The sequence below is a fragment of the Skermanella stibiiresistens SB22 genome, assembly GCF_000576635.1.
GTDB lineage: Bacteria > Pseudomonadota > Alphaproteobacteria > Azospirillales > Azospirillaceae > Skermanella > Skermanella stibiiresistens.
In genome coordinates this window covers 496,090-522,081 of sequence record NZ_AVFL01000001.1, presented here as the reverse complement: position 1 = coordinate 522,081, position 25,992 = coordinate 496,090, and the positions used below count along the sequence as shown (strand labels likewise).

The following is a 25,992-nucleotide window of genomic DNA, read 5'->3' as shown; positions in this document are numbered from 1 at the left end:
AACCAAGTCGAAGAAGAACAAAGTGGGGAGAAGACAATCATGACGGACTTCCGCGCCAACGGGCAGCGCGCCCTGGTCACCGCCGGAGCCTCCGGCATCGGCCTCGCGATCGCCAAGGCCCTGGTCGAGGCCGGCGCCAAGGTCCATGTCTGCGACGTGGACGAGGCGGCGCTGGCCCGCTGCCGCGAGACCCTTCCGGGCGTCACGGCCTCGGTCGCCGACGTGTCCGACGAGGCGGCGGTCGACCGCCTGTTCCAAGACCTGCGCGGCAGCCTGGGTGGCCTGGACATCCTGGTCAACAACGCCGGCATCGCCGGTCCAACGGCGGCGATCGAGGACATCGACCCGGCCGACTGGCGCCGCTGCATCGACATCGACCTGACCGGCCAGTTCCTGTGCGCGCGCCGCGCCGTTCCGCTGTTGAAGCAGGCGGGCGCCGGGGCCATCGTCAACATGTCGTCGGTCGCGGGCCGGCTCGGCTACGCCTTCCGCACTCCCTATTCAGCCGCCAAGTGGGGCGTCATCGGCCTGACCGAGAGCCTCGCCAAGGAGCTTGGGCCGTTCGGCATCTCGGTCAACGCGATCCTGCCCGGCATCGTCGCCGGTCCCCGAATCGAGAAGGTGATCGGCGCCCGCGCCGAGCAGGTCGGCGTTCCCTATGCCGAGATGGAACAGGAATACCTCCAGAAGGTGTCTCTGCGCCGCATGGTGACGGCGGAGGATGTCGCCGGGATGGTCGTCTTCCTGGCGTCGCCCGCCGGCCGCAACGTCTCCGGCCAGTCGCTCAGCGTCTGCGGCAATGTCGAGAACCTGTGAGGACATGACGATGAACCAACGGGCAACCATCCTGGGCTCCGGCCTGATCGGCCGTTCCTGGGCCATCACCTTCTCCCGCGCCGGCTGGCAAGTCGCGATGTGGGACCGCGAGGACGGCGCCGCCGAGGCCAGCCGCGCCATCCTGCTGACCCTGCTGGAGGATCTGGCGGCGGAGGACCTGCTGAACGGCCAGTCGGCCGCCGAGGTCGGCGCCCGCGTCCGTGTCACCAAGACCCTGGCGGAAGCGCTCGAAGGCACCTCCTGGGTCCAGGAGAACACGCCCGAGATCGTCGGGATCAAGCGGGAGGTCTGGGCCGAACTGGACGCCCTGGCACCGCCCGACGCGGTCTGCGCCAGCTCGACCTCCGGCATCGTCCCCTCCGCCTTCACCGAGGAGCTGCCTGGACGCGGCCGCTGCCTGGTCGCCCACCCGATCAATCCGCCCTACCTGATCCCCGCCGTCGAACTGGTTCCGGCTCCCTGGACCACGCCCGAGACGATGGCGAAGGCCGAGGAGGTCATGCGGGCCATCGGCCAATCGCCGATCGTGATGACCCGCGAGTTGGACGGCTTCGTGATGAACCGACTCCAGGGCGCCCTGCTGGAGGAGGCTTTCCGGCTGGTGGCCGACGGCTACTGCTCGGTCGAGGACGTCGATGTCGGCCTGCGCGAGGGGCTGGCGCTGCGCTGGTCGTTCATCGGTCCGTTCGAGACGATCGACCTCAACGCGCCCGGCGGCGTCCGCGACTACGTCACCCGCTATGGCGGCCTCTACGAGCGGCTGTACAAGTCGATGCAGCGCCGCGCCGACTGGACCGGTTCCGTGCTCGACACGGTCGAGGGCCAGCGCCGCGAGCGCGTTCCCAAGGAAGGCTTGGCCGACCGCCAGCGCTGGCGCGACCGGCGCCTGATGGCGCTGAGCCGGCACAAGCGCAAGGCCGCCCAGGATTTTGGCAATTAGGCTCATTCTGGAAACCGAGAAGAAAGCGACAGATATGGCAAAGGCCAACAAGGTCATCATCACCTGCGCCGTCACCGGCGCAATCCATACCCCGTCCATGTCGCCCCACCTGCCGGTGACGCCGGAGGAGATCGCGGATGCCGCGATCGGCGCCGCCGAGGCGGGAGCCGCGATCGTCCACCTGCACGCCCGCGACCCGGAGACCGGCAAGCCGGATCAGACGCCCGAGGCGTTCCTGCCGTTCCTCAAGGTGATCAAGCAGCGCACCGATTGCGTCATCAACCTGACGACCGGTGGTGCCCCCTACATGACGGTCCAGGAGCGGCTTCGCCCGGCGGCGGAACTTCAGCCGGAAGTGGCCTCGCTCAACATGGGCTCGATGAATTTCGGCCTGTACCCGATGCTGAACCGCTTCAAGGAGTTCCGCTTCGAGTGGGAGCGCCAGCACCTGGAGAACAGCCGCGACCTCGTGTTCAAGAACACCTTCAGCGACATCGAATACGTCATGAAGACCTGTTCCGAGAACGGCACCAGATTCGAGTTCGAGTGCTACGACGTCTCGCACCTCTATAACCTGGCCCATTTCCGGGATCGCGGGCTGGTAAAGGGTCCGCTGTTCGTCCAGACCGTGTTCGGCCTGCTGGGGGGCATCGGCCCGCATCCCGAGGACGTGCTGCACATGAAGCGCACGGCTGACCGCCTGTTCGGCGACGAATACCGCTGGTCCGTGCTGGGTGCCGGCCGCAACCAGATGCCGATCGCCGCGATGGCCGCCGCCATGGGCGCCAATGTCCGCGTCGGGCTCGAGGACAGCCTGTGGGACGGTCCCGGCAAGCTGGCCGAGAGCAACGCCATCCAGGTCAAGCGGGTGCGCGGCATCCTGGAAGGCTTGGGACTGGAGATCGCCACGGCCGCCGAGGCGCGCGAGATGCTGGCGCTCAAGGGCGGCGATCAGGTCGCGTTCTGAGGCCGGCGGCGAAAAATCGATCAAGGGGGAGGAAATCATGAGAATCGAAGTCGTGGTCGACGTCAAGACGACGCTCGGCGAGGGTCCGTTGTGGGACGTGGACGAGCAGCGCCTTTACTGGATCGACAGCAAGGATGGCCGGGTCTTCCGGGCGACCGAGGACGGCCGGGAGGTGCGCTGCTGGGACGTGCCGCAGAAGATCGGGTCGATGTGCCTCCGCAAGGGCGGCGGCGCCGTCGTCTCGCTCCAGCGGGGCTTCCACTTCCTGGACTTCAAGACCGGTGACGTCGAGCTGATCCACGACCCCGAGCCCGACAGCCCGAACAACCGGCTGAACGACGGCAAGGTGGACCGGATGGGCCGCTTCGTCGCGGGCTCGATGGACACCATGGAGGAGGGGCCGAACGCCAACCTCTACCGGCTCGACCCCGACCTCAAGGTCACCAAGCTGGACACCGGCATCATCGTCAGCAATGGCCCGTGCTGGAGCCCCGACGGCAAGATCTTCTACTTCGCCGACACGTGGTCGGAGGAGATCCGCGCCTATGACTACGACCAGGAGACCGGCGCCGTCTCCAACCGCCGCACCTTCACCTCGCTCAAGGGCCGGGGCGGCGGCGCCCCGGACGGCGCCACGGTCGACGCCGAGGGCTATGTCTGGTCGGCGCTGGTCTATGGCGGCAAGCTGCTGCGCTTCGCCCCCGACGGCTCGCTCGACCGCGAGATCGACATGCCGGTCAAGAAGGTCACCAGCGTGATGTTCGGCGGCCCCAACCTCGACATCCTCTACGTGACCTCGATGTCGAAGCAGCCGCTCCCCCGCTTCCCCGACGATCCCCAGCCCCGCGGCGCCCTCTTCGCGATCCACGACCTGGGCATCAAGGGCCTGCCGGAGTACCGCTTCGCCGGGTGATTGGTGGCTGGGCGAATGGCTCTGATGGCGCCGGACCGCGGCCCCGGTCCGGCGTTCTTCAACGAAGCTCCATTGGCCGTGTTTTGTTGGCGTGCTTGAAATGAGTGTCCATCCGTAGGTCGGATAAAGCGAGGCGGCATCCGACCTACGAAAACCTTGGATTCACCAATGCGGTTTGTGGCGTGTCGGCGCTTTTCGCTTTGGAAAAATCGGATTCCCGCGACATTTCAGGCGTGACGCGTCGGTGTTCCGCAGCGACGTGTATCGTGGCCGGCCTCCGGAGGAACGCTCCAGTGGAGTCACCTGACGTTCGTTGCCGTTGATACGAAAAAACTAGGGATCTTTAAAGTTTCCTGATTGAAGAAACAAATAACCTAGAAGCCGAATCAATCATTTCAAAACCGCACGTAATCGACATTATCGCCGCCCGTCCTCCTCATGATTGATATTTGTTAATTTTTTCCGAGACGAAGGTCGCTATTGGCGATCAGGTTTCGATCATTCTGGATGGTCTCGCATATAACATTGAACATCGCGCCTATGAGACAGGTCTTATTGTTTCGTGGAACATTAGGGTCTAATTGTAGGTAGTTCCGGTGGTTCTTTGATAATGCCACATCGGGGCGGTTCACCGCCCATCGACGCCCGCCCGGCAATCGATGGAGTCTTCACCAGACATCGCGGATTTTTCGAGCCGGGCCTCACCTCCAGCAAGTATGGGCCCATGAGCCGCGGCAACATCCTCTTCGCGGGACTTCTGGCATCCGCCGTCCTGTTGGGCTGCTCCACCACGGCCTCGCCAGCCTTCGCCAATGAGACGATCCGCATCGGCGGAACCGGGGCCGCGCTGGCTGCCATGCGCATCCTGGGCGCCGAGTTCGCGAAGCTGGATCCAACCGTCGAGGTCGAGGTGCTGCCGAGTCTCGGGACGGCGGGTGGCATCGAGGCGCTGGCCGAAGGCGTGATCGACATTGGACTGGCGGCCCGCGCTCTGAAGCCGGCGGAAGCCGCCAGAGGGATTGGGGAGGCCGCTTGCCTGACCACGGCACTGGTCTTCGTCGCGAACCACAAGCTCCGGGATCAGGATCCGCGGGACGGTATCAGGCGCGCCGATCTGCCCGCCTTGTTCCGGGACCCCCACGCCACTTGGCCGGATGGGGCTCCGTTGAAGATCATTCTCCGGGCGCGGTCCGGTTCGGAATATCCCTATCTCATCAAGGCCGTGCCTGGAATGGACGAGGCCTTGGACGACGCGCACCGGCGGCAAGGCATACCCGTCGGCGCCACCGATCAGGAGAATGTCGATATGGCGCTCCGGACCAAGGGGTCGCTGGCGATAACCTCGCTGCTTCAGGTCCGCGCGGAAAACCTGCCCCTGCGGCTGGTACGGCTCGATGGTGTCGCCCCCTCCGCCAAGACCCTGGCCGACGGCTCCTACCCATTTCCCTATCGGATCTGTCTGCTGCTGCCGGAACGGCCGTCGGCGGTTGGCCTGAAATTCGTCTCGTTCGTCACGTCACCCGCCGGACGGGAGGCGCTCGAAGCACTTGGGGGCGAGGAAGACAAGCCCTGATGGACGAGACGACCGTCTTCACCCAAATGGAGCGATCGGTCCGAAGACTGGCGCTCGTGCTTGGAATCATCATCGCGATCATCGTGCCGAGCGGCTACGGCCTGGTCGACTTTCGCGACCAAGTCGCTTACCGGCAGTTCCAGGCGCGCCTCGCGGCCCTCAAGCTGTCGGAATACGCGTATATACAAGGATCCGCGTGGCGCTTCGCCAAGAACCGCCTCGAGGAATTGATCGATTTCGTCATCCTGCCCGGCGACGACGTCCGTCAACTCGTCTTCGACCAGAAGGGAAACCTGATCTTCGCACGGGGAGAAAGCCCGCCCGGTCCAAAGCTGGTCCGTTCCCACGCCATCGTGATGGGGGCGGAGCCGGCCGGAACCCTGGTGGTGGAGGCCAGTCTGTATCCATTGATCAGCGAGGTGTCGATCCTGGCCCTCTTCGGCCTCGGCCTTGGCGCCGCCGTTTATCTGTCAGCCAATCTTTTGCCGTTGCGGGCCTTGCGGCGCGCGGTCGCCGAGCTGGAATCGACCCAGGAGAGCTTGCGCGGCCAGATCACCATCAATCAAGTAGCATTGACCACCGCGCGGGAGCAGACGATCGTCGCCGAGGAAACCGCGCAAGCCCTTGAAAGCGCGTTGCGGCAAGCCGAACTGGCGAATCGCACCAAGTCGGAATTCCTCGCCAACATGAGCCATGAACTGCGGACGCCGCTCAACGCCATCATCGGGTTTTCCGAAATGATGGTGGCACGGATCTTCGGACCGATCGGTGAATGCCACTATGCCGGATACGCCCAGGATATTCATGAGAGCGGAAAACTCCTACTGAACATCATCAACGACATCCTCGACCTCTCCAAGATCGAGGCGGGGCGGCTGGAACTGCGTCTCGAGAACATCGAACTCGGTGAGATCATCGAGCCCTGCCAGCGGCTGATCGCCGAGCGGGTCGAAATCGCCGACCTGCGGGTCGTCGTGGATGCCCAGGATTTGGAACGGCTCACCATCCACGCCGACCCGACGAAGCTGAAGCAGGTGTTACTGAACCTGCTGTCGAACGCCGTGAAGTTCACACCGCGCGGTGGCACCGTCACCGTGGCGGTAAGGCGCCTCAACGATGATTCGATTAGCTTGTCGGTCAGCGATACCGGCATTGGCATGACCGCGCATGATTTGGCGCTCGCGATGCAGCCATTCCGGCAGGTCGACAACTCGCACACGCGGAAATACCAAGGTACCGGTTTGGGGTTGCCGCTGGCCAAGGCCTTGGCCGAACTCCACGGCGGCCAATTGCGGGTCGCGAGCATGCCCGGGATCGGCACGACGGTGACGGTCCTGCTGCCCATCGCCGCCAAGGTGGCCGCCGCGGCATGACACCTTGGCCAGCCTCCCTCCTCAAGCTGTACGGCATCGCCCGGTCCGCCGTGATCTACCGGGCCAATCCCCTGCGCCACCGCGCCTCCAAGGCGTTCCACCGCCAGTTCCTGGGACCCGGCGACCTCGCCTTCGACATCGGCGCCCATTTGGGCGACCGGGTCGGGGCTTGGACCGCCTTGAGAGCGCGGGTCGTCGCGGTCGAGCCCCAGCCGCACCTCGCGGCGATCCTGCGCCGGCTCTACCAGCGCACCCCGGGCGTCACCATCCTGGCCGAGGCGGTGGGTGCCGCGCCCGGCACGGCGGAGTTGATGATCAACCGGCGCAACCCGACGCTGTCCACGCTGTCGGCCGACTGGGCCGCCGAGGTCGCGGCGTCGCCCCGCTTTCCCGGTGAGCGGTGGGACGAGCGGGTGACCGTCCCGGTCACCACGCTGGACGCGCTGATCGAGACCCATGGCGTGCCGCGATTCTGCAAGATCGATGTCGAGGGGTTCGAACGCGCCGTGCTCGACGGCTTGTCGCGCCCGATCGAATGCCTCTCGTTCGAGTTCATTCCCGAAACACCGGAGCGGGCACTCGCCTGCCTGGAGCGGCTGGCCGATCTTGGCGAGCACCGCTACAACGTGGCGCTGGGCGAGGAGCGGCGCTTGCTGTTCGAGGATTGGTGCGATCAGGCCGCGATCACGCGCTGGCTGGAGAGCCGCCGTCCCGCCGAGGGCTCGGGCGACATCTATGCCCGTCATGTTCCTTTTCGATCATCATGAGCGAAAAAATTTTCGTTTAACAACAATCCGAACTCAAAATTTTCGTTTGCAAAAGCACAAGCAGTCCGCATACCCTTCCCAAGACTAACGATAAGAACTCTCCGCACCCGGCGCAAAGCGGGGTCAAGGGGGAGTGGTCAGGGGAGGATGGTTGTCCATGTGCCGCCACGCGTGCGTTCCGGTTTACCACCGCCTTGGGTGGTGCCTTGATTGCCGGATCGGGCGCCCATGAGCCTCGTGCTGGACCGGATTTCCCGCGTCGTCGGCGGTGAGACCCATCTTCAAGATCTCTCGCTCACGCTCGAACCGGGCTCCCTCAACGTGTTGTTCGGTCCGACCTTGGCGGGCAAGACCTCGCTGATGCGGCTGATGGCCGGGTTGGACCGGCCGAGCGGCGGCAAGGTGCTGTGGCAGGGCACCGACGTCACTGGCCGCTCGGTGCGGACCCGCGACGTCGCGATGGTCTACCAGCAGTTCGTCAACTACCCGTCCTTCACCGTCTACGACAACATCGCCTCGCCGCTAAAGCTGGCCGGACTGCCCAAAGCGGAGATCGACCGCAAGGTGCGAGAATCCGCCGCCATCATGCATATCGATGGCTTGCTCGGCCGCCTTCCCGCCGAACTCAGCGGCGGCCAGCAGCAGCGCACCGCGATCGCCCGAGCGCTGGTCAAGGAGGCCGGCCTGCTGCTGCTCGACGAGCCGCTGGTCAACCTCGACTACAAGCTGCGCGAGGAGCTGCGCGCCGAGATGCGCGAGATCTTCAAGCGCCACCGCTCGATCGTCGTCTACGCCACGACCGAGCCTCTGGAAGCGCTGATGCTGGGCGGCACCATCGTCGTGCTCCACGAGGGCCGCGTCATCCAGACCGGACCGACGGTCGAGGTCTATCACCAGCCGGCCTCGCTGCGGGTCGGCCAAGTCTTCAGCGATCCACCCTTGAACCAAGTGGACGGCATGGTCGATGGCGCCGGTGTGCTGCTGGCCGATGGCATCCGGGTTCCCGCCGTCGGGCACTTGGCCGACCTGCCCCACGGTCGCTACCGCTTCGGCGCGCGCGCCAACCATCTCTCGGTCTTCCGCGCCCATGACGACGACATCCCGGTTCCCGGCACGGTCGAACTGGCGGAGATCAGCGGATCGGAGACCTTCATCCATGTCCACGGCAAGGGTTTCGCGTGGGTCGTCCAGCAGGAGGGCGTTCACTCCCTGGGACTGGGCGAGACGGTGACCGCTTGGATCAACCCGCGCCGGTTGTTCGCGTTCGGCGCCGACGGGCGGCTGGTCGCGGCCCCGCCGCGCCCGCGTCTCGGCATGGCGGCGGAATAGGGAAAGGGAGAGCCAGCATGGCACGCATCGAACTGCGCGGTCTCGCCCACGCCTACAGGCCGAATCCGAAAACCGGCGCCGACTACGCGCTGAAGCCGATGGAGCATGTCTGGGAGGACGGCGGCGCCTATGCCCTGCTGGGACCCAGCGGCTGCGGCAAGACGACCTTGCTCAATATCATCTCCGGCCTGCTTGTCCCCAGCGAGGGGCAGGTGCTGTTCGACGGCCGCGACGTGACCCGGCTGCCGCCGCAGGAGCGCAACATCGCGCAGGTGTTCCAGTTTCCGGTGATCTACGACACCATGTCGGTGTTCGACAACCTCGCCTTCCCCTTGCGCAACCGCAAGGTCGCCGAGAAGGAGGTCCGCGCCCGGGTCGAGGAGGTCGCGGACATGCTGGAGCTGTCGGCCGATCTCGGACGCCGGGCGCGCGGCCTGACCGCCGACCAGAAGCAGAAGATCTCGCTCGGCCGCGGGCTGGTGCGCAGCGACGTGGCGGCGATCCTGTTCGACGAGCCGCTGACCGTGATCGACCCGCAGCTGAAATGGCTGCTGCGCCGCAAGCTCAAGCAGATCCACGAGCGGTTCCGGCTCAGCCTGATCTACGTCACCCACGACCAGAACGAGGCGCTGACCTTCGCCCAGCAGGTGGTCGTCATGCATGACGGGCAGGTCATGCAGCTTGGCACGCCGCAGCAGCTGTTCGAGGTGCCGGCCCACACCTTCGTGGGATACTTCATCGGCAGTCCCGGCATGAACTTCCTGCCCTGCCGGTTCGAGGGCGGTTCGGCCGTGGTCGACGACATCCGCATTCCGCTCGCCCGCGAGGTGCTCGACCACGCGCCGCGGCACGGCGTGCCGCTTGAGATCGGCATCCGGCCCGAACACCTGCGCGTCAGCGCCTCCCAGGGCAACGGCGCGCTGCCGGCCGAGATCGCCTCGGTCGAGGATCTGGGCAACTTCAAGATCGTCACGGCCAAGCTCGGCCGCCACCGGCTCAAGGCCAAGCTGGACGAGGACGCGCCCGTCCCCGCCGAGCGCGGCTGGCTGACCTTCCCACCCGACCGCACCCGGCTCTACGCCGACGGCCGGCTGGTCGCGTGACGGAGGACAGGACACGATGGACAACCGCCCCCATGACAACAAGGCCTGGTTCCTGGTCCTGCCGGTCTTCCTGATCGTCGCGATCAGCGCGATCATCCCGCTGATGACGGTGGTCAACTACTCGGTCCAGGACATCCTGGGACCGTTCCAGCGGGTCTTCGTCGGGACCGAGTGGTTCGAGCAGGTCCTGAACGACGAGCGCCTGCACGGCGCCTTCCTGCGCCAGCTCGTCTTCTCCGGCTGCGTGCTGCTGATCCAGATCCCCCTGGGCATCGCCATCGCCCTGACCCTGCCGGCCAAGGGCTGGCGCTCGTCGCTCTGCCTCGTGCTGGTGGCGCTGCCGCTGCTGATCCCGTGGAACGTGGTTGGCACCATCTGGCAGCTCTACGCCCGGCCCGACATCGGCATGGCCGGCGTCGCGGTCAACGCCCTCGGCATTCCCTACAACTACACGTCCAACGCGTTCGACGCCTGGCTGACCGTGCTGATCATGGATGTCTGGCACTGGACGCCGCTGGTCATCCTGCTGTGCTTCGCCGGGCTGCGGTCGATCCCGGAGGCCTTCTACCAGGCGGCCAAGATCGACGGCGCCTCGGCCTGGGCGGTGTTCCGCCACATCCAGCTGCCCAAGATGCGCCGGGTCCTGACCATCGCGATCCTGCTGCGCTTCATGGACAGCTTCATGATCTACACCGAGCCGTTCGTCCTGACCGGCGGCGGTCCCGGCAACGCGACGACCTTCCTCAGCCAGTTCCTGGCGCAGATCGCGGTCGGGCAGTTCGACCTGGGTCCGGCGGCCGCCTTCTCGCTGATCTACTTCCTGGTGATCCTGCTGCTGTCGTGGGTCTTCTACACCTACATCACCCACACCGACCGGGAGGACGCGCGATGAACCCCACCGGAGTCGGCTTCAAGAAGCGCCACATTGGGCTGATCGCCTATTTCGTCTTCCTGCTGCTGCCGATCTATTGGCTGCTCGCCATGTCGGTCAAGCCCAACCAGGAGATCCTTGGCGGCTTCAGCCTGTTCCCCCAGACGATCACCTTCGCCAATTACGTGACGATCCTCACCGATCCGTCCTGGTACAACGGCTATCTCAACTCGATCCAGTACGTGGCGCTCAACACGGTGATCTCGCTGTCCGTGGCGCTGCCGGCCGCCTACGCCTTCTCGCGCTATCGCTTCCTGGGCGACAAGCACATGTTCTTCTGGCTGCTGACCAACCGGATGGCGCCGCCGGCGGTGTTCCTGCTGCCGTTCTTCCAGCTCTACTCCACCTTCGGCCTGATCGACACCCACATCGCCGTGGCGTTGGCCCACTGCCTGTTCAACGTGCCGCTGGCGGTCTGGATCCTGGAAGGCTTCATGTCCGGCGTCCCGCGCGAGATCGACGAGACCGCCTATATCGACGGCTACGGCTTTCCCCGGTTCTTCCTGACGATCTTCCTGCCGCTGATCCGGGCCGGCATCGGCGTCACCGCCTTCTTCTGCTTCATGTTCAGCTGGGTCGAGCTGCTGCTGGCCCGCACCCTGACCAGCGTCGACGCCAAGCCGATCGCCGCCACCATGACCCGCACCGTCAGCGCCGCCGGCATGGACTGGGGCCTGCTGGCCGCGGCCGGCGTGCTGACCATCGTGCCGGGCGCGCTGGTGATCTGGTTCGTCCGCAACTACATCGCCAAGGGCTTCGCCCTTGGCCGCGTCTGAGGAGGCGGCCCCATGGACATCGCCAGCGAACTCGCCACGGAGCTGGAGTGGATGGCCTGGACGGGTCCGACCGCCGCCTTCTTCGCCGGCATCGCGCTGATCCTGGCCGGCATGACGGTCTGGCAGACGGTGTCGCCCACGGTGGAGCGGCGGGGCTTCCTGCCGATGCCCACCACGCGCGGCGACCGGCTGTTCATCGGCCTGCTCGGCAGCGCCTATATCCACCTCGCCACCGTCGGCTTCACCGACCTGAACCTTTGGATCGCGTTCGGGCTGTCGCTGCTGTGGATGGCTGTGGTCATGAGGTTCGGGTGAACTCCCGTCCGGCTCACCCCGGGAGGTTCCGCCCGATCACGAGGACGATCACCACTGGACGATAACAACCAAGAACGGTTCGGAGGAAGCAATGTCGAAGACGGTGCGAACAAGCCTGATGGCCAGTACGGTGCTGGCGTCCTTTCTGACGCTCGCGGGAGCGCCCGCCTGGGCGCAGACCGCCGACCAGCTCAACGCCGCCCAAAAATGGATCGATCAGGAATTCCAGCCTTCCAGCCTCTCCAAGGAGGAGCAGCTGAAGGAGATGGAATGGTTCATGAAGGCTGCCGAACCGTTCAAGGGCATGGAGATCTCGGTCGTGTCCGAGACCATCACCACCCATGAGTACGAGTCGAAGACCCTGGCCCGCGCCTTCAGCGAGATCACCGGCATCAAGCTGAAGCACGACCTGATCCAGGAAGGCGACGTCATCGAGAAGCTGCAGACCCAGATGCAGTCGGGCCGCAGCGTCTACGACGCCTATGTCAACGACAGCGACCTGATCGGAACCCATTTCCGCTATGGCCAGGTGGTGGCGCTGACCGACTGGATGGCGGGCGAGGGCAAGGACGTCACCCTGCCGACCCTGGACGTCAACGACTTCATCGGCAAGAGCTTCACCACCGCGCCGGATGGCAAGCTCTACCAGCTGCCCGACCAGCAGTTCGCCAACCTCTATTGGTTCCGCGCCGACTGGTTCGCGCGGCCAGACCTCAAGGAGAAGTTCAAGGCCAAGTACGGCTATGACCTGGGCGTGCCGGTCAATTGGTCGGCCTACGAGGACATCGCCGACTTCTTCACCAACGACGTCAAGAACATCGACGGTGTGCGCGTCTACGGCCACATGGACTATGGTAAGAAGGACCCGTCGCTCGGCTGGCGCTTCACCGACGCGTGGCTGAGCATGGCGGGTGCGGGCGACAAGGGCATCCCCAACGGCTTGCCGGTCGACGAGTGGGGCATCCGGGTCGAGGGCTGCAACCCGGCCGGCTCCAGCGTCACGCGCGGCGGCGACACCAATGGCCCGGCCTCCGTCTACGCGCTGACCAAATACATCGACTGGCTGAAGAAATACGCGCCTCCCGAGGCCGGCGGCATGACGTTCTCCGAATCGGGCCCGGTCCCGGCGCAGGGAGCCATCGCCCAGCAGATCTTCTGGTACACCGCCTTCACCGCCGACATGACCAAGCCCGGATTGCCGGTGGTCAACGCCGACGGTACGCCCAAGTGGCGCATGGCTCCATCGCCCCACGGCGCCTATTGGGAGGAGGGGATGAAGCTGGGCTATCAGGATACCGGCTCCTGGACGCTGATGAAGAGCACCCCGCTGGAGCGGCGCAAGGCGGCTTGGCTCTACGCCCAGTTCACCGTCGCCAAGTCGACCTCGCTGAAGAAGACCATGGTCGGGTTGACCCCCATCCGCGAGTCGGATCTCCAGACCCAGGCGATGACCGACATGGCGCCCAAGCTGGGCGGTCTGGTCGAGTTCTACCGCAGCCCGGCCCGCGTGTCGTGGACGCCGACCGGCACCAACGTTCCCGACTATCCCAAGCTGGCGCAGCTGTGGTGGCAGAACGTCGCCGAGGCCGTGACGGGCGAGAAGACTCCGCAGCAGGCGATGGACAGCTTGGCCGAAGCCCAAGACGCCGTCCTGGCCCGGCTGGAGCGCGCCAACGTCCAGGGTGCGTGCGGTCCCAAGCTGAACAAGGTGCAGGACGCGCAATACTGGTTCGACCAGCCTGGCGCCCCGAAGCCGAAGCTATCCGACGAGAAGCCCAAGGGCGAGACCGTCGCCTACGACCAGCTTCTGTCGGCCTGGAAGCAGGGCAAGGTGCGGTAAGCGGTCGTCACAACACAACCACTCACGGGGCGGAGGGCGGACGGCGACGTCCGCCCTTTTCCGTTGGGAGGCCGATCGTCGCGGCTATCGCCGGAAATGGCCGAGCGCCATCAGCAGCCCACCGGCCACCAGCCCCCAGAACGCCGCGCCGATGCCGAAGAAGGCGACGCCTGACGCTGTCGTGACGAAGGTGACGATGGCCGGCAGCCGCTCATCCGTGTCGGCCAGCGCGCTGGTCAGGGCGCCAGCCAGGCTGCTCAGCAGCGCCAATCCAGCGACCGCCTGGATCAGCAGCGGAGGGGAGGCGGCGATGAAGGCCGCCGCGAAGGCGGCGAACAAGCCCAACAGGACATAGGCGACGCCGGCGGCGATGGGCGCCAGATAGCGCCGCGCGGGATCGGGATGCGCCTCGGGCCCGGCGCACAGCGCCGCCGTGATCGCCGCCAGATTGACCGCGTGACCGCCGAACAGGGCGGAGACCGCGCTGAACAGCCCGGTCGAAATGAAGATCGGGCCGACCTTGGGCTGATAGCCGTTGCCCCGCATCACCGCCAGTCCAGGCACGTTCTGCGACGCCATGGTCACGATGAACAGCGGCACGGCGATGCCGACGAGTGAGGCCAGGGTGAAGCTGGGCGCCACGAACACGGGGTTCGGCCAGATGTCGGCCAGCGCCTCCGCCGGGATCGGCGTCGCCACGAAGACGATCAGCGCCGTCACCACCACCGCCAGCGGCACCGCGTAGATCCTCGCGAAGCGCCAGCCCAGCGCCCAGGTGATGACGATCGGAAGCGCCAGTTCCGGCAATGCCCCGACCGCGCGGACGGGAGCCAGGCACAGGTCCAGCAGCACCCCCGCCAGCATGGCGCTCGCCAAGCTCATCGGGATCGAGACGACGGCGCGGCCGAACGGACGCCAGATGCCCGCCAGCGTGACCAGCAGCGCCGCGACGATGAAGGCTCCGACGGACACGGCGAAGCCGCCCTCCGGCACGCCGGTCGAGATCAGCAGGGCGGCGCCCGGAGTCGACCACGCCATGCTGACCGGCTGTCGGGTGACGATGCTGTGGACCGCTCCCAGCACGCCGGTCGCCAGACAAAGCGCCAGCAATCCCGACGCCGCCTGCGCCGGCGTGGCACCCACGCCCGCCAATCCCTGGAGGACGATCGGGAAGGAGCTGCCGAAGCCGACCACGGCGGCCAGCAGGCCGGCGGTCACGGGCTGTATCATCGACCGGCTGGCGATCATTTCCGACATGGCGGATATCCTCGGTCCGGCGGACAATGCCAGCCGATCAGGGTTGCGGTTCCAGGCCGGCCACCCTACCTGAAAATTGGATCCAATCAACATCTGGATATTGGATGAACCCACAGTCCGCTTTGGCCCCAGCCTCTTCCGATCTCGCCGACCTGATCGCGAGGACCCCGGCGCGCCACCGCACCGCCACCGGCTTCGTCGAGGCGACGCTGCGCGCGGCCATCCTGTCCGGCAGGCTGTCCGGGGGAACACCGCTTCGTCAGGAGGACTTGGCGGCGGCGTTCGGCGTCAGCCGCATGCCGGTGCGCGAGGCGCTGCGCCAATTGGAGGCCCAGGCCCTGATCGACTTCGTGCCGCACAAGGGTGCCGTGGTGACGGAGATCTCGGCGGCCGACGCGGCCGACACCTACGCGATCCGGCTGGCCCTGGAACCGGCGGCGCTGGCCCTGTCAATTCCGAACCTCACCGCCGACGACCTCGCCCGCGCCGCCGACCTGATCGCCGACATGGACGGCGAGCCGGATCCATCCCGGATGGGCGAGTTGAACCGGCGATTCCACATGTCGCTCTATGGCCGCGCCGGGCATCCCAAGCTGCTCGCGTTGGCCGAGTCGCAACTGGCGGCGTTCGATCGTTATCTCCGCTTCCACCTCGCCGCCAAGGGGCCGGAGCACCTGTCGCAGGAGGATCACCGCGCCATGCTGGCGGCCGCGGCCGAAGGCGACATCGGGCGGGCGACCGACGTGCTGCGGCGGCACATCGCGACCGCCGCCGACACGATCGCCCGCTTCTTCGCCGAGCGCTTGTCCGCCGAGAATCCGTTCGCGGCGCGCTGAAGGGCGCCTTATTCCGCCGCGATGTCGGCCCGCGCCGGCGGCAGGCTGATCCTGACCGTGGTGCCGGCGCCCTGGACGCTGTCCAAGGTCAGCGAGCCACCGTGCAGGTCGATGAACGACCGGGCCAGCGGCAGACCCAGGCCGGTGCCCTCGAACTTCCGATTGGTGGCGCCGTCGCCCCGGTGGAACGGCTCGAACACCCGCGTCAACTCCGACTCGGCGATGCCCAGCCCGGTATCGGTGATCTCGACCGCGAGGCCAGCGTCGCCCTCGCCGAGGTCGATGGGCGTCGCGGTCAGCCGGATGCTGCCGCCACGGGGAGTGAACTTGACGGCGTTTGACAGGATGTTCAGCAGCGCCTGCTTGACCAGGCGCTCGTCAGCCCACAAACGCGGCAGGGGTTCGCCCGAGACCACCATCTCGAACGCGATGTCGGCGGCGGCGGCGCGCGGTTCGATCAGCCGGACGACCGAGGACAGCAGCTGGCGGGTGTCGACCCAGTCGTGCGCCAGATGGATCCGCCCGGTCTCGACTTTGGCCACGTCCATGATGTCGGAGATGATCTGGAGCAGAAGCCGGCCACTGTCGTGGATATCGGTGGCGTATCCGACATAGCGCGCGCCGCTGATCGGGCCGCCGAGCGGACCGAAGGTCTGGTTCTGGAGCAGTTCGGAGAAGCCCAGGATCGCGTTCAGCGGCGTGCGAAGCTCATGGCTCATGGTCGCCAGGAACTCGGTCTTGGCCAGATCGGCGAACTCGGCGCGGTCCGCCCGATTGGTCGCTGCGCTCAGGTCGGCCGCCATCCGGTCGTTCCGTGCTTCCGACTCGAGGATCGCGGAGATCGCCGACTCGGTGCTGGAGAGCGCCTCCGCCGACAGGGGAGTGATGGCGCACACCAGGTCCAGGCCACCGTCGGCGATCCTGACATCCTGGCTGCCGGTGACGTCCATCAGGATCGCCAGCAGCGGCGCCAGCGCCTCGCCTGCCGGCTCGCCGCGCAGGGCGGCGCCCTGCGCGCGCGCGACGGCGGCCATGATGGTGTGATCGATGTTCCGGTCCGGTTCGCGTCTCACGGTCACGCGCGTTTCCGCCTTATCCCGGTTGGTTGTATCCCAGTTGGTCCTATCCGGCGGTTCGGCCGACCGGCGGCGCCCGAGATGCGAGCCCACCATCCGTCCGATCGCCCCAAGTTCGGCCGCCAGCCCAGCCAAGGGCAGCGCGGGATCGTGCCGAAGGCGCAGCCAGCCATGGTGCTGGCGGCCCGCCCGCAGGGGAACCAGATGCGTCCTTTCCTCGGTCGCGACCCAGCCCACGCCCGCGGTCGTTTCCAGTTTGCGCCAAATCTGAGAAGTAGTGTTGCCAAGCAGGAATTCGGCGCCGGACAATCCCGGTACACCGTCGAGCAAGGCCGCGATGGCGTTGAGCAGGGGTTCCGCGGTCGGCGAATCGTCCAATCCGCGCGCGACGCTCGAAATCCTGCTCAACGTCTGGGCGAAAACGACATCGCAAGTGGAAGCCGGCAGGGGCGCCGCAGTCGCGACGCGGGGTCGGCCAAGCCGCGCCAAGGATTCCTGCCTGAGAAATGCTCCCTGATGATCCTGGACATCCACTTCGTTTTGCACGCTGCCGTCTCCCAAGCTCGCCCCACGAAAGGACGATCAACCCGCCCGGATTAGATTATCGGTAAAAGTCTATTACCGCAGTCTTAACTGCGCACCATAGATTTGGATGAATTACTCGCCTATGAGCAAGCGATATTTTGGATTATCCCGCTAACGAAGCGCAGTATTATAAAGCTGGAATAATATGGTTCGATTTTCGCAAAAATTTCGTTCGAAAAACCTGTGGTTATCCTTACCGTGCCAAAGCGGTCCGCAGCCTGTTGGTCTGGTCATGGTCTCTGGCAAGTAAGGACAAGTCATCATGGAAGTTCCGCTGGAAATCGCCTTTCACAACCTCGACTCCTCAGCGAGCCTGGAGGCCCGCGTCCGCGAGCGTGTTGCCAAGTTGGAGAAGCTTTTTCCTCGCCTGATCGCCTGCCGGGTCGTCATCGAGGCGCCGCATAAACAGCACCAGAAGGGCAACATCGGTCGGGTCCGGATCGAGATGTCCGTACCGGGTAACGATCTGGTGGTCAGCAAGGAGCCGAACCGCGCGCGGGAGAAATTCGCCGATCCGGACATCCTCGCAGTGATGAAGGACGCTTTCGACACGGCCGAGCGGATGCTGAAGGACCATAAGGGAAAGATCTCGAACGACACCAAGACCCACGACACACCCATGCCTGGGCACATCATGAGGATCAACGCTCGAAGCGATTTCGGCTTCCTACGTAGCGCCGAGGGAACGCAACTCTGGTTCCACCGCAACTCCGTGATGAACGAGGACCTGGAGAACTTCTCGGAGGGCGATCCCGTCCATTATGTCGAGGTGATGGGTGAGACCGGCCCACAGGCCAGCAAGGTATGGCGCGTCACCAGCGAGCACCAACATGTCGGGCAAGATGGGGGTGGGGACGAACCGGCCTGAGCCCAACAACAAGCAGGGGCTTCCGGCCGGCCCCGTCTACTCTCCGCCCCAGCGGCCAGGGCCGAGATTAGTTGGAAGAGGCGCTCTGGTTCGAACCGGGCGCCTCGGCGACCTCGATCCGGACGCGGGCGGTGCCGTCGCTGGTCATGTCGAGCTTGTTGGCCGCCGCCTTGGAGAGATCGATCACCCGCTTGCCGGAATAGGGACCGCGGTCGTTGACCCGGACTTTGACGGTCTTGCCGTTGTCCAGGTTGGTCACCTTGACCACGGTATCCAGCGGCAGCGAGCGGTGGGCGGCGGTCAGCTTGTTCTGGTCGAAGCGGGTGCCGCTGGCGGTCTTCTTGCCATGGAAGCCGGGGCCGTACCAGGACGCGGTCCCGACCTGCCTGAACTTGTGCGACGGTTTTCCAGTCGAATGGGCGGTATCGAAAGTGAAGGGCAGGCAAACCGTAATGGCTAGCAGGGTGGCGATCAGGGTTTTCTTAAACGTCATCAGTCAATCCGACTATGGTTAATCCTGACAGACCAACAGTCGGCGCAGTCGATTTGTTCCAGTTATGGAAACTGTGGAACTTTGCCACGAATTGGACGTTTTGTGTCACTCACGTCCTGCTTTCGGAGCCAATCAATGCCCAACATCTTCGTCATCATCGGTGTCATCGTCGTCATCCTCGCGATCCTGTCCTTCCTGGGCCTGCGCTGAGCCCTGCGATGGCCGGGGGTACCGCCCAGGCGCCAAATCGAGCTGTTCCCCCGCGCCACGCAAGTGTCATTTGAGCCATTTCCACCACGGCCGGACTTGATCCCTGCCGCCTCCGCTCAAGGTGGGCGCCGCGTGACGCAGGCACCGTCCGTGGGAGGCGTGGCATCTGGGTAAGATCAGGTTCGCAACACCGAAACCATCCCCAATCAAGCCGAAAGCCGTCTCAGGTGCAGCGCCTTGAGGCAGCGGTCGATCCATTGGGCGGTCAGCTTCTCCTGGACTCCGTTCTGGCGCAGGCGTTCGTTAAGCCCAGCGAAGTCGACGCGGTCGAGGTCCTGGTCCTGTTTGAAGCAGGAGAACACCACCGTCTCGGCGCCGGTCACCGGGTCCTTGTGGGCCTGGAGGCATTGGGCGCAGATCTCCTTCATCATGCATTGCATGGGACTGTTGATCGAGCCGATCGCCACGTGGCCGGGCTTGAGATGGGGCGCCAGCACCGTGTGGCGGGCCAGCGCCACCGCGTGCATCATGCGGTCCGAGCCGATCGCGACGATGCGGTCGACCTCGTTCAGCGGGATGGCGGGAACACCCAGGCCGCCCTCGGCGTAGGCCTGGATGGCGCGGACGATGTTGCCGACGAAGCGGCGGTCGCCCGGACGTGTCGGCTCGAAGCCGGGAGCCTCGTCGGAGCACCAGACCACGAGGTCGGCCGCCGCTTCGATCTGATCGACCTTGTAGCGGTCGATCAGCTTCTTGTAGCCGGCGAAATAGACCACCCGGTTGCCCTTGGCCCGGCAGGCCTGTCCGATCGAGAACAGCACGGCGTTGCCCAACCCGCCGCCGACCAGACAGACGGTCTCGTTCTCGGGAATCTCCGTCGCGGTGCCGGTCGGTCCCATCAGGATCACCGGATCGCCGGCCTTCAGCAGCGCGCATAGGTCGGACGAGCCGCCCATCTCCAGCACGATGGTGGAGAGCAGGCCGTGCTCGCGGTCGACCGAGGCGCCGGTCAGCGCCAAGCCCTCCATCGCCAGCGTGGTGCCGTCCACCTGATGGGCCAGCGTCTCGAAGTTCTGCAGGCGGTAGAACTGGCCGGGCTGGAACCGGGCGGCGGCGCGCGGCGCCTTGACGACGACCTCGACGATGTTGGGTGTCAGGCGGACGACATGGTGGACGGTAGCGCGCAGGTCATGGTTGACCATGTCGATCACGGCGTCCGCCGGGACGGCGGTGGGCCGCAGGCGGGCCATCACGCGGGAGACCACCGGATAACCCTGCTTCGCCCCGCTCATGGCCTTGACCACGTTGCCGGCGAAGGAGGGGTGGAGGTCGCCGAAGAACGATACCGACCGGCCATCGGGATGCCGGCTCATCAATACGTGGACCGCTCCGGGCTTGCACGACCGCTCGGGCGTGACCGGGTGGCCGTCCTCGTCCAGCGCCTGGAAATAACGGCCATCCAGCTCGACCCAGTCCGGCTCCTCGCGCGCCAGCACCGTGTTGGGCTGGGTGCCCGCCGCGATCAGGATGGTGCGGGCCGGCAGCAGGACATCCTCGGTGGCGGGTGCCACCACGCCATCGGGTCCGGCGGCGTCATGGGTGACACGCAGCCCAGCGGCGTGGCCGAAGCGGTCGACCTCCACCGTGCGCGGGCTGACACATTCCAGGAAGCGGATGCCCTCGGCCAAGCCGTGCTCGACCTCCTCGTGGTTAAGGGTGTAGCTGGGCGCGTCGATCAGCCGGCGGCGATAGGCCACCGTGGCGCCGCCCCATTGGTCGAGCAGTTCCCGGATGCGGGGTGGATAGCCCTCGACGCGGGCGCGTTCGCGCTCGGCCCGGATGGCGCGGGCGTGGGCGATGAACTCGTCGGCGGTCAGGCCCTCCTCCTCCGACCAAGCCCGGCGGACGGCCTCCTCGCCGCGCTCGGCGGCCAGGGTCTCGAACCGGCGCAGGAACTTCTCGACCTGGACCGGGTAATAGGCCAGCGACTCGGTCGCCGTGTCGATCGCGGTCAAGCCGCCGCCGACCACCACGATCGGCAGGCGAACCTCCAGGTTGGCGATCGACTCCTCCTTGGCGGCCCCGGTCAGTTGGAGCCCCATCAGGAAGTCGGACGCCTGTCGGACGCCGCGCGCCAGACCGTTCCGCATCGGGATCACGGTCGGACGCCCGGCCCCGGCGCACAGCGCCACGTGGTCGAACCCGGCGGCGAAGGCGTCCTCGATCGTCAGGGTGCCGCCGAACCGGACGCCGCCGACCATGACGAACCGGCGCCGCCGCTCCAGCAGCAGCCGGATCATCTTCAGGAAGTTCTTGTCCCAGCGGACCGTGATGCCGTATTCGGCCACACCGCCGAACCCGGCCATGATCCGCTCGTCCAGATGGTCCTGGAGATGCTCGACGCGGTGGATCGGGCGGAACGGGACGCGGCGGCCCATCGGCAGCACGCCCGAGAGGTCGGCCGGCAGCGGCTCGATCTTCAACCCGTCGATGCCGACGACGGTGTGCCCGTCGTTCATCAGGTGATGCGCCAAGGTGAAGCCCGCCGGGCCAAGCCCGACCACCAGGACCTTGTAGCCGCTGTCGGGCCGCATATGGGGACGCCGGATGTCGAGCGGGTTCCAGCGGGTCAGCAGGCTATAGATCTCGAACCCCCACGGCAGTTCGAGCACGTCCTTAAGCGTCCGGGTCTCCGCCTGTGGGATATCGACCGGCTCCTGCTTCTGGTAGATGCAGGCCTTCATGCAGTCGTTGCAGATGCGATGCCCGGTCGCGGCGCATAGGGGATTGTCGACCACGATCATGGCCAGCGCGCCGATGGCGTGGCCCTGGGCCTTGACCGTGTGCGCCTCGGAGATCCTCTCCTCCAGCGGACAGCCGGTCAGGGTGACGCCGAACGGGCTGCGCTGGTACTGGCCGGTCTTGCGGTCGCGCAGCCCCTTGGAGCAGCTGTCCTTGTCCTGGGTGTGGCACAGGATGCAGTAATTGACTTCGTCCAGCGCGCCGATCAGGTCGGTGCCGGGATCGGTCAAGCCGAAACCCTGGCGCTGGCGCCGATGGTGCTCCGGCAGGCGCATCAGGGTGACGCCGCCGATCTCGGCCGCTTCCAACGGCACCAAGTGGTTGGGATCGGTCTTGCGCGGCACCTGGAACAGCACGCCATGGCCGTGCCGCGCCCTGCCCGCCTCCGAATGCAACGCCCACGCGGCATAGCGGGTGGCGAGGTCCAACTCGGCGGCGTGGGCCGGCTCGTCCTCGCTCCAAGCCATCACGGCCTTGGCGAAGGTCAGCTCGTCGAACTGGACGCCGATGCTGGCTTCCAGCGCCGCCGTCAGGGCGGCGCCATCGAACCCAGCCGCCTGTTCCGGTTTGTGCGCCTTGGCGGCGCGGCGCTGGACGAACAGCCGCTTGGCGGCGTAGAGGGGCGCCAGTTCGTGATGGCGGGCCGCGAGGTCGCCCAGAGCCCGCGAGATGCCGAACAGGCGGCCGATGAAATCGTCGACATGGGGCGCCAAGTCGATCAGCAGCGCGCTTTCCGTCGCTGGATCGAGACCGCCTGGACAAGCGCGCGCCGCCAACAGGCGGTCGCCCAGATAGCCGTCACCCTGGCCCAGATACTCGACGAACCGGCGGTCGAGCCTGACCAGCCCGGCATGCTCGTACAGATCGGAGAAGGTGAGGCCGAAGCCGAGGCTGAGTTCCGTCATGACTGGCGTGGCGCTCTTCCGCGCGGGCCGGCCGGTCATCCGGATCGGGACGCCGGCGGTATCCGGGGCAAGCCCACGTCCTCAAAGGAACCCGATACCCAATTTGTAACACGCCGCCGCGGTCACGCCACACCGAAAGCCAGGACCGAGTCAGGCCCGCGACGAGGGGACGCACCCGGTGGAGATCATTCGGCGACCATGCCCAGGAACTTGAATTGGGGGACGCGGAAGCGTCTTTCGGCGGTCCCGATGCCGCGGGGACCGCCGGCCCCGGTCAGAAGTTGCGGCGCGGGTCGCGGTTGAACTCCAGCTCCGCGGGCTCCAGCTGGAATCCCACGACGACGCCGTGGTTGGCGGCGGTGGCGCCTTCGGCCAGGGCTATGTGCTGCTGGAGATCCTCGACCGAGCCGCCGCGGCCGAGATTGGGGGAGAAGTCGATGGTGGTGTCGAACTCGCGCTTGGCCATGATCCGGCCGCTGGGGTCGGTGACCGCCACGAAATAGCGGTAGGCGCCCTGGGTGTCGCGGGTCGCGGGACCGCGCTCGGCCGCCAGCACCAGCTTGAGGTTGACGGTCACGCCGTCTGGGCCATATTCGCAGCCGCCGGAGTATTCGAGCACGGCGGCCCTGGACACGACGTCGGTCAGGTCGTGGCTTCCCCCCGCGCGGAAGCGGGTCACGTCGCGCGTCTGCTCCGGAATCGTGACGCGGGGGCAGGCCAGCGGAGGCGCCGTCGCCTCCGCGGTGGCGGGGGGCTTACCGCCGGCGCCCGAGCAGGCGGCCATCAGAGGTACGATGGCCGCCAGCGATACCGCGCGGGCTTTCCTGCCAAGCGTTCCTATATTACGGTCGGGTCCGAAAAACATCGCCACTTGATGACTCGCTTGTAGGTTTGTGCGGTGCGACTGTAGAGCATGGTATCGGCACCGCACAAGCCGGCCACACCATCCATCCCGCGACGGGGCGTCCCGGCGCGGGTTATCAGTGCAAGGTTGAATTATGTCCAGGCCTCTGACCATCCTGCTGGCCAGCCCGCGCGGCTTCTGCGCCGGAGTTGACCGCGCGATCCAGATCGTCGAAGTCGCGTTGGAGAAATACGGCGCACCGGTCTATGTCCGCCACGAGATCGTCCATAACCGCTTCGTGGTCGAAGGGCTCGAAGCGAAGGGCGCCATCTTCGTCGATGAGCTGGACGAGATCCCGGATGACGTGCCGGTCGTGTTCTCCGCCCACGGCGTGCCCAAATCGATCCCGGCCGAGGCCGAGCGGCGCAAGATGTTCTATCTGGACGCCACCTGCCCCCTGGTCAGCAAGGTCCACATCGAGGCCGAGCGCCACAGCGAGCAAGGCCGGCAGGTGATCCTGATCGGCCACGCCGGGCACCCGGAGGTCGTCGGCACCATGGGCCAATTGCCCAGCGGCGGCGTCGTGCTGGTCGAGAGCGTCGCCGACGTGGCGACGATCGAGGTCGAGGACCCAGGCAACCTCGCCTATGTCACCCAGACCACCCTGTCTGTCGATGACACCGCCGCCATCGTCGCCGCCTTGCAGGCCCGCTTCCCGGCCATCGCGAAGCCGCGCAAGGAGGACATCTGCTACGCCACCACCAACCGCCAGCAGGCGGTCAAGGCGGTGGCGCCGCGCGCCGACATGGTGCTGGTGGTCGGGGCGCCGAACTCGTCCAACTCGATGAGGCTGGTGGAGGTCGCCCGCAACCATGGCTGCGAGCGCGCCATGCTTGTCCAGCGCGCCGCCGACATCGACTGGGCGGCGCTGGAAGACGTCAAGGTGCTGGGTGTGACCGCCGGCGCCTCCGCGCCGGATATCCTGATCCAGGAGGTGCTTCAGGGTGCCCGCGACCGGTTCGACGTGACGATCGAGGAGATCACGCTGACCCGCGAGGATGTCGTGTTCAAACTGCCGAAGGTGCTGACCGCCGCCGCCGAGTGATCCCCCGGTCCGGATTTCCGCCCGATCGGGAGCGGAAATCCGGTGCCATCGGGACCAAAGCCCTAAAGCCCAGCGCCCTTCTGGGCGCCGCGGCGGAACAGGCGGGCCATGCCAAGGGATTCCAGGATGCCGCCGATGTCGAGGCGGGTTTGAGGCTCGGGCGGGTGGCCATTCGGGAACTCGGCCGCCTCGGCCCACAGATCGCCGACATAGGCCGCGTAATCCAGGGGCATCCGCCCGATCAGGCTGGACAGCACGGTGGCCGGAACGTTGGGCCCAGTCGCCAAGGTGATCCGCCGGCCCAGACCCATGATGAAGTCGTGATTCCCATCCGTGTCGAAATCCCCCGAACGCCCGATCCTCAACAGTTTGTCGACCTGATCGGAGATGTCGAGTTCGTCACCGGTGTCTTCGTTGACGAGAATCATGCGCCGCTACTCCAAGACTGACTAATTCACAGGAAGGATCGATATTTCACAACATACCACCGTTGAAAATCGGCACGCAGGAAACGCCTATATGTTAATTCCCCCCTTGTGACATTTCTCTATGCTTTCTGTGGACGTTTTCGCGTTGGCGGTAATCCGGAATGCGGCATCCACGCGGATGCCGAGGGAAAAGCCCTCAGACCCGCAGCCAGACATCTTCGATCACGATGTTCAGATCGCCCAAGCCCTTCAATCTTTGGATAAGCCGCGAGGTGAGCACTGTGCCCTCGGAAACCAGAACCAAGCCGGAGGGGACGGTGACATCGAGCGCGAGCACGCCGCCCGGCGCCACGTCGGTCAGCGCGATCCTGTACATGCCTCCATCCGGTGACGGTGGGGGTGACGGCGGCGGACGCACCGGCAAACCGCCTCTCGCCGGTGCCGGCTCATCGGCGCCGAACCGCGCGTCCACCATGGCGTACTCGCTCTCCGCGCGGATCGTTCGGACATCGTCGCCGAACACGCGGGCCAGACGCGAGGCCAAGGCTCCCTGGGAGACCGGCTTGACGATGAAGCCGTTGATGTCCAGGGCCATCGCCCGACTGACCAGTTCGATGTCGGAATGCCCGGTCAGCATCACGACGGGGAGATCGCGGCGGCAGCCATTGGCCCCCGACCGGATCTCCTTGAGCATCTCCAGCCCATTGACGCGCGGCATTTCGAGATCGGCGACGACCGCGTCGAAAGCCATGCGTCCACCCTCGAGCATCCAAAGGGCATCGGCGCCGTTCTCGGCCTGGAAGACGGCCTTGGCGCCGAGATAGCCAAGCAACCGCGCGACCAGCGCCCTGGTGAACCGCTCGTCGTCCACCACCAGGATCGATCGCTCCGCGAGGAGCGTGTTCGGTTTGACCGCCAC

23 protein-coding genes are annotated in these 25,992 nt (G+C 66.1%); 16 read left to right on the top strand and 7 right to left on the bottom strand.

The window, feature by feature from the left end; translation table 11 throughout:
• Nucleotides 1–39 precede the first annotated feature (39 nt).
• The 13 genes from N825_RS02230 to N825_RS02170 all read left to right on the top strand — a co-directional run bounded on the left by N825_RS02230 (nt 40) and on the right by N825_RS02170 (nt 13,664).
• Nucleotides 40–816 carry an SDR family oxidoreductase gene (locus N825_RS02230; RefSeq protein ID WP_037446126.1) on the top strand — a complete coding sequence of 259 codons (777 nt, stop codon included), beginning with the start codon at nt 40–42 and terminating at the stop codon, nt 814–816.
• Between the two features lie 10 nt (nt 817–826).
• Nucleotides 827–1,777: a 3-hydroxyacyl-CoA dehydrogenase gene (locus N825_RS02225; protein ID WP_037446605.1), complete on the top strand. Its 951-nt coding sequence runs from the start codon at nt 827–829 to the stop codon at nt 1,775–1,777.
• A 34-nt stretch (nt 1,778–1,811) separates the two neighbouring features.
• Nucleotides 1,812–2,744: a 3,5-dioxohexanoate:acetyl-CoA acetone transferase gene (kce, locus tag N825_RS02220; RefSeq protein WP_037446125.1), complete on the top strand. Its 933-nt coding sequence runs from the start codon at nt 1,812–1,814 to the stop codon at nt 2,742–2,744.
• Nucleotides 2,745–2,781: 37 nt separating this feature from the next.
• Nucleotides 2,782–3,657: an SMP-30/gluconolactonase/LRE family protein gene (locus N825_RS02215; RefSeq protein WP_037446124.1), complete on the top strand. Its 876-nt coding sequence runs from the start codon at nt 2,782–2,784 to the stop codon at nt 3,655–3,657.
• Between the two features lie 724 nt (nt 3,658–4,381).
• Entirely contained in the window at nt 4,382–5,230 is an 849-nt protein-coding gene (locus N825_RS02210) for a PstS family phosphate ABC transporter substrate-binding protein (RefSeq protein ID WP_037446123.1), read from the top strand.
• Entirely contained in the window at nt 5,230–6,603 is a 1,374-nt protein-coding gene (locus N825_RS36120; protein ID WP_051511419.1) for a sensor histidine kinase, read from the top strand. The genes N825_RS02210 and N825_RS36120 overlap by 1 nt, the downstream gene beginning before the upstream one ends.
• Nucleotides 6,600–7,370 carry an FkbM family methyltransferase gene (locus N825_RS02200; protein ID WP_037446122.1) on the top strand — a complete coding sequence of 257 codons (771 nt, stop codon included), beginning with the start codon at nt 6,600–6,602 and terminating at the stop codon, nt 7,368–7,370. The genes N825_RS36120 and N825_RS02200 overlap by 4 nt, the downstream gene beginning before the upstream one ends.
• 228 nt (nt 7,371–7,598) lie before the next feature.
• On the top strand, nt 7,599–8,699 hold the full coding sequence (locus N825_RS02195) for an ABC transporter ATP-binding protein (protein ID WP_037446121.1): 1,101 nt from the start codon (nt 7,599–7,601) through the stop codon (nt 8,697–8,699).
• A gap of 17 nt (nt 8,700–8,716) precedes the next feature.
• Nucleotides 8,717–9,802, top strand: a complete 1,086-nt coding sequence (locus tag N825_RS02190; protein WP_037446120.1) for an ABC transporter ATP-binding protein — start codon at nt 8,717–8,719, stop codon at nt 9,800–9,802.
• A 16-nt stretch (nt 9,803–9,818) separates the two neighbouring features.
• A complete protein-coding gene (locus N825_RS02185) occupies nt 9,819–10,694 on the top strand; it encodes a carbohydrate ABC transporter permease (RefSeq protein ID WP_037446119.1) in 876 nt (291 codons plus the stop codon).
• A complete protein-coding gene (locus tag N825_RS02180) occupies nt 10,691–11,509 on the top strand; it encodes a carbohydrate ABC transporter permease (RefSeq protein ID WP_037446118.1) in 819 nt (272 codons plus the stop codon). Before N825_RS02185 ends, N825_RS02180 begins: the two co-directional genes overlap by 4 nt.
• A 12-nt stretch (nt 11,510–11,521) precedes the next feature.
• On the top strand, nt 11,522–11,824 hold the full coding sequence (locus N825_RS02175) for a DUF2160 domain-containing protein (RefSeq protein WP_245612975.1): 303 nt from the start codon (nt 11,522–11,524) through the stop codon (nt 11,822–11,824).
• Between the two features lie 91 nt (nt 11,825–11,915).
• Nucleotides 11,916–13,664: an ABC transporter substrate-binding protein gene (locus N825_RS02170; RefSeq protein ID WP_245612974.1), complete on the top strand. Its 1,749-nt coding sequence runs from the start codon at nt 11,916–11,918 to the stop codon at nt 13,662–13,664.
• An 84-nt stretch (nt 13,665–13,748) separates the two neighbouring features.
• On the opposite strand, the gene N825_RS02165 is transcribed toward N825_RS02170, so the two are convergent.
• Complete coding sequence (locus N825_RS02165) at nt 13,749–14,921, bottom strand: benzoate/H(+) symporter BenE family transporter (RefSeq protein WP_037446117.1); 1,173 nt, start codon at nt 14,919–14,921, stop codon at nt 13,749–13,751.
• Nucleotides 14,922–15,025: 104 nt separating this feature from the next.
• Between N825_RS02165 and N825_RS02160 the strand changes: the two genes are divergently transcribed.
• On the top strand, nt 15,026–15,757 hold the full coding sequence (locus N825_RS02160; protein WP_051511418.1) for a GntR family transcriptional regulator: 732 nt from the start codon (nt 15,026–15,028) through the stop codon (nt 15,755–15,757).
• An 8-nt stretch (nt 15,758–15,765) separates the two neighbouring features.
• Here N825_RS02160 and N825_RS36115 read toward each other — a convergent pair whose 3' ends face one another.
• Nucleotides 15,766–17,379 (bottom strand): sensor histidine kinase, encoded by a 1,614-nt coding sequence (locus N825_RS36115; protein WP_157618935.1) that lies wholly within the window; start codon nt 17,377–17,379, stop codon nt 15,766–15,768.
• Nucleotides 17,380–17,680: 301 nt separating this feature from the next.
• Here N825_RS36115 and N825_RS02150 point away from each other — a divergent pair, with 301 nt between their 5' ends.
• The gene (locus N825_RS02150) at nt 17,681–18,286 is read left to right on the top strand and encodes an HPF/RaiA family ribosome-associated protein (protein WP_037446116.1); all 606 of its coding nucleotides are present in this window, start codon (nt 17,681–17,683) and stop codon (nt 18,284–18,286) included.
• Nucleotides 18,287–18,353: 67 nt separating this feature from the next.
• Here N825_RS02150 and N825_RS02145 read toward each other — a convergent pair whose 3' ends face one another.
• From N825_RS02145 to N825_RS02135, 3 genes are all read right to left on the bottom strand, one after another.
• The gene (locus tag N825_RS02145) at nt 18,354–18,779 is read right to left on the bottom strand and encodes a septal ring lytic transglycosylase RlpA family protein (RefSeq protein ID WP_051511416.1); all 426 of its coding nucleotides are present in this window, start codon (nt 18,777–18,779) and stop codon (nt 18,354–18,356) included.
• Between the two features lie 416 nt (nt 18,780–19,195).
• The gene (locus N825_RS02140) at nt 19,196–22,735 is read right to left on the bottom strand and encodes an FAD-dependent oxidoreductase (protein WP_051511415.1); all 3,540 of its coding nucleotides are present in this window, start codon (nt 22,733–22,735) and stop codon (nt 19,196–19,198) included.
• 235 nt (nt 22,736–22,970) lie between these two features.
• Nucleotides 22,971–23,567 carry a hypothetical protein gene (locus N825_RS02135; protein ID WP_157618934.1) on the bottom strand — a complete coding sequence of 199 codons (597 nt, stop codon included), beginning with the start codon at nt 23,565–23,567 and terminating at the stop codon, nt 22,971–22,973.
• 127 nt (nt 23,568–23,694) lie between these two features.
• Here N825_RS02135 and ispH point away from each other — a divergent pair, with 127 nt between their 5' ends.
• Entirely contained in the window at nt 23,695–24,645 is a 951-nt protein-coding gene (gene ispH / locus N825_RS02130; protein WP_037446114.1) for a 4-hydroxy-3-methylbut-2-enyl diphosphate reductase, read from the top strand.
• A 62-nt stretch (nt 24,646–24,707) separates the two neighbouring features.
• Here ispH and N825_RS02125 read toward each other — a convergent pair whose 3' ends face one another.
• Entirely contained in the window at nt 24,708–25,073 is a 366-nt protein-coding gene (locus tag N825_RS02125) for a hypothetical protein (protein WP_037446113.1), read from the bottom strand.
• Nucleotides 25,074–25,269: 196 nt separating this feature from the next.
• Nucleotides 25,270–25,992, bottom strand: coding sequence for a response regulator (locus N825_RS36110; protein ID WP_198038146.1), 723 nt, complete (start codon nt 25,990–25,992; stop codon nt 25,270–25,272).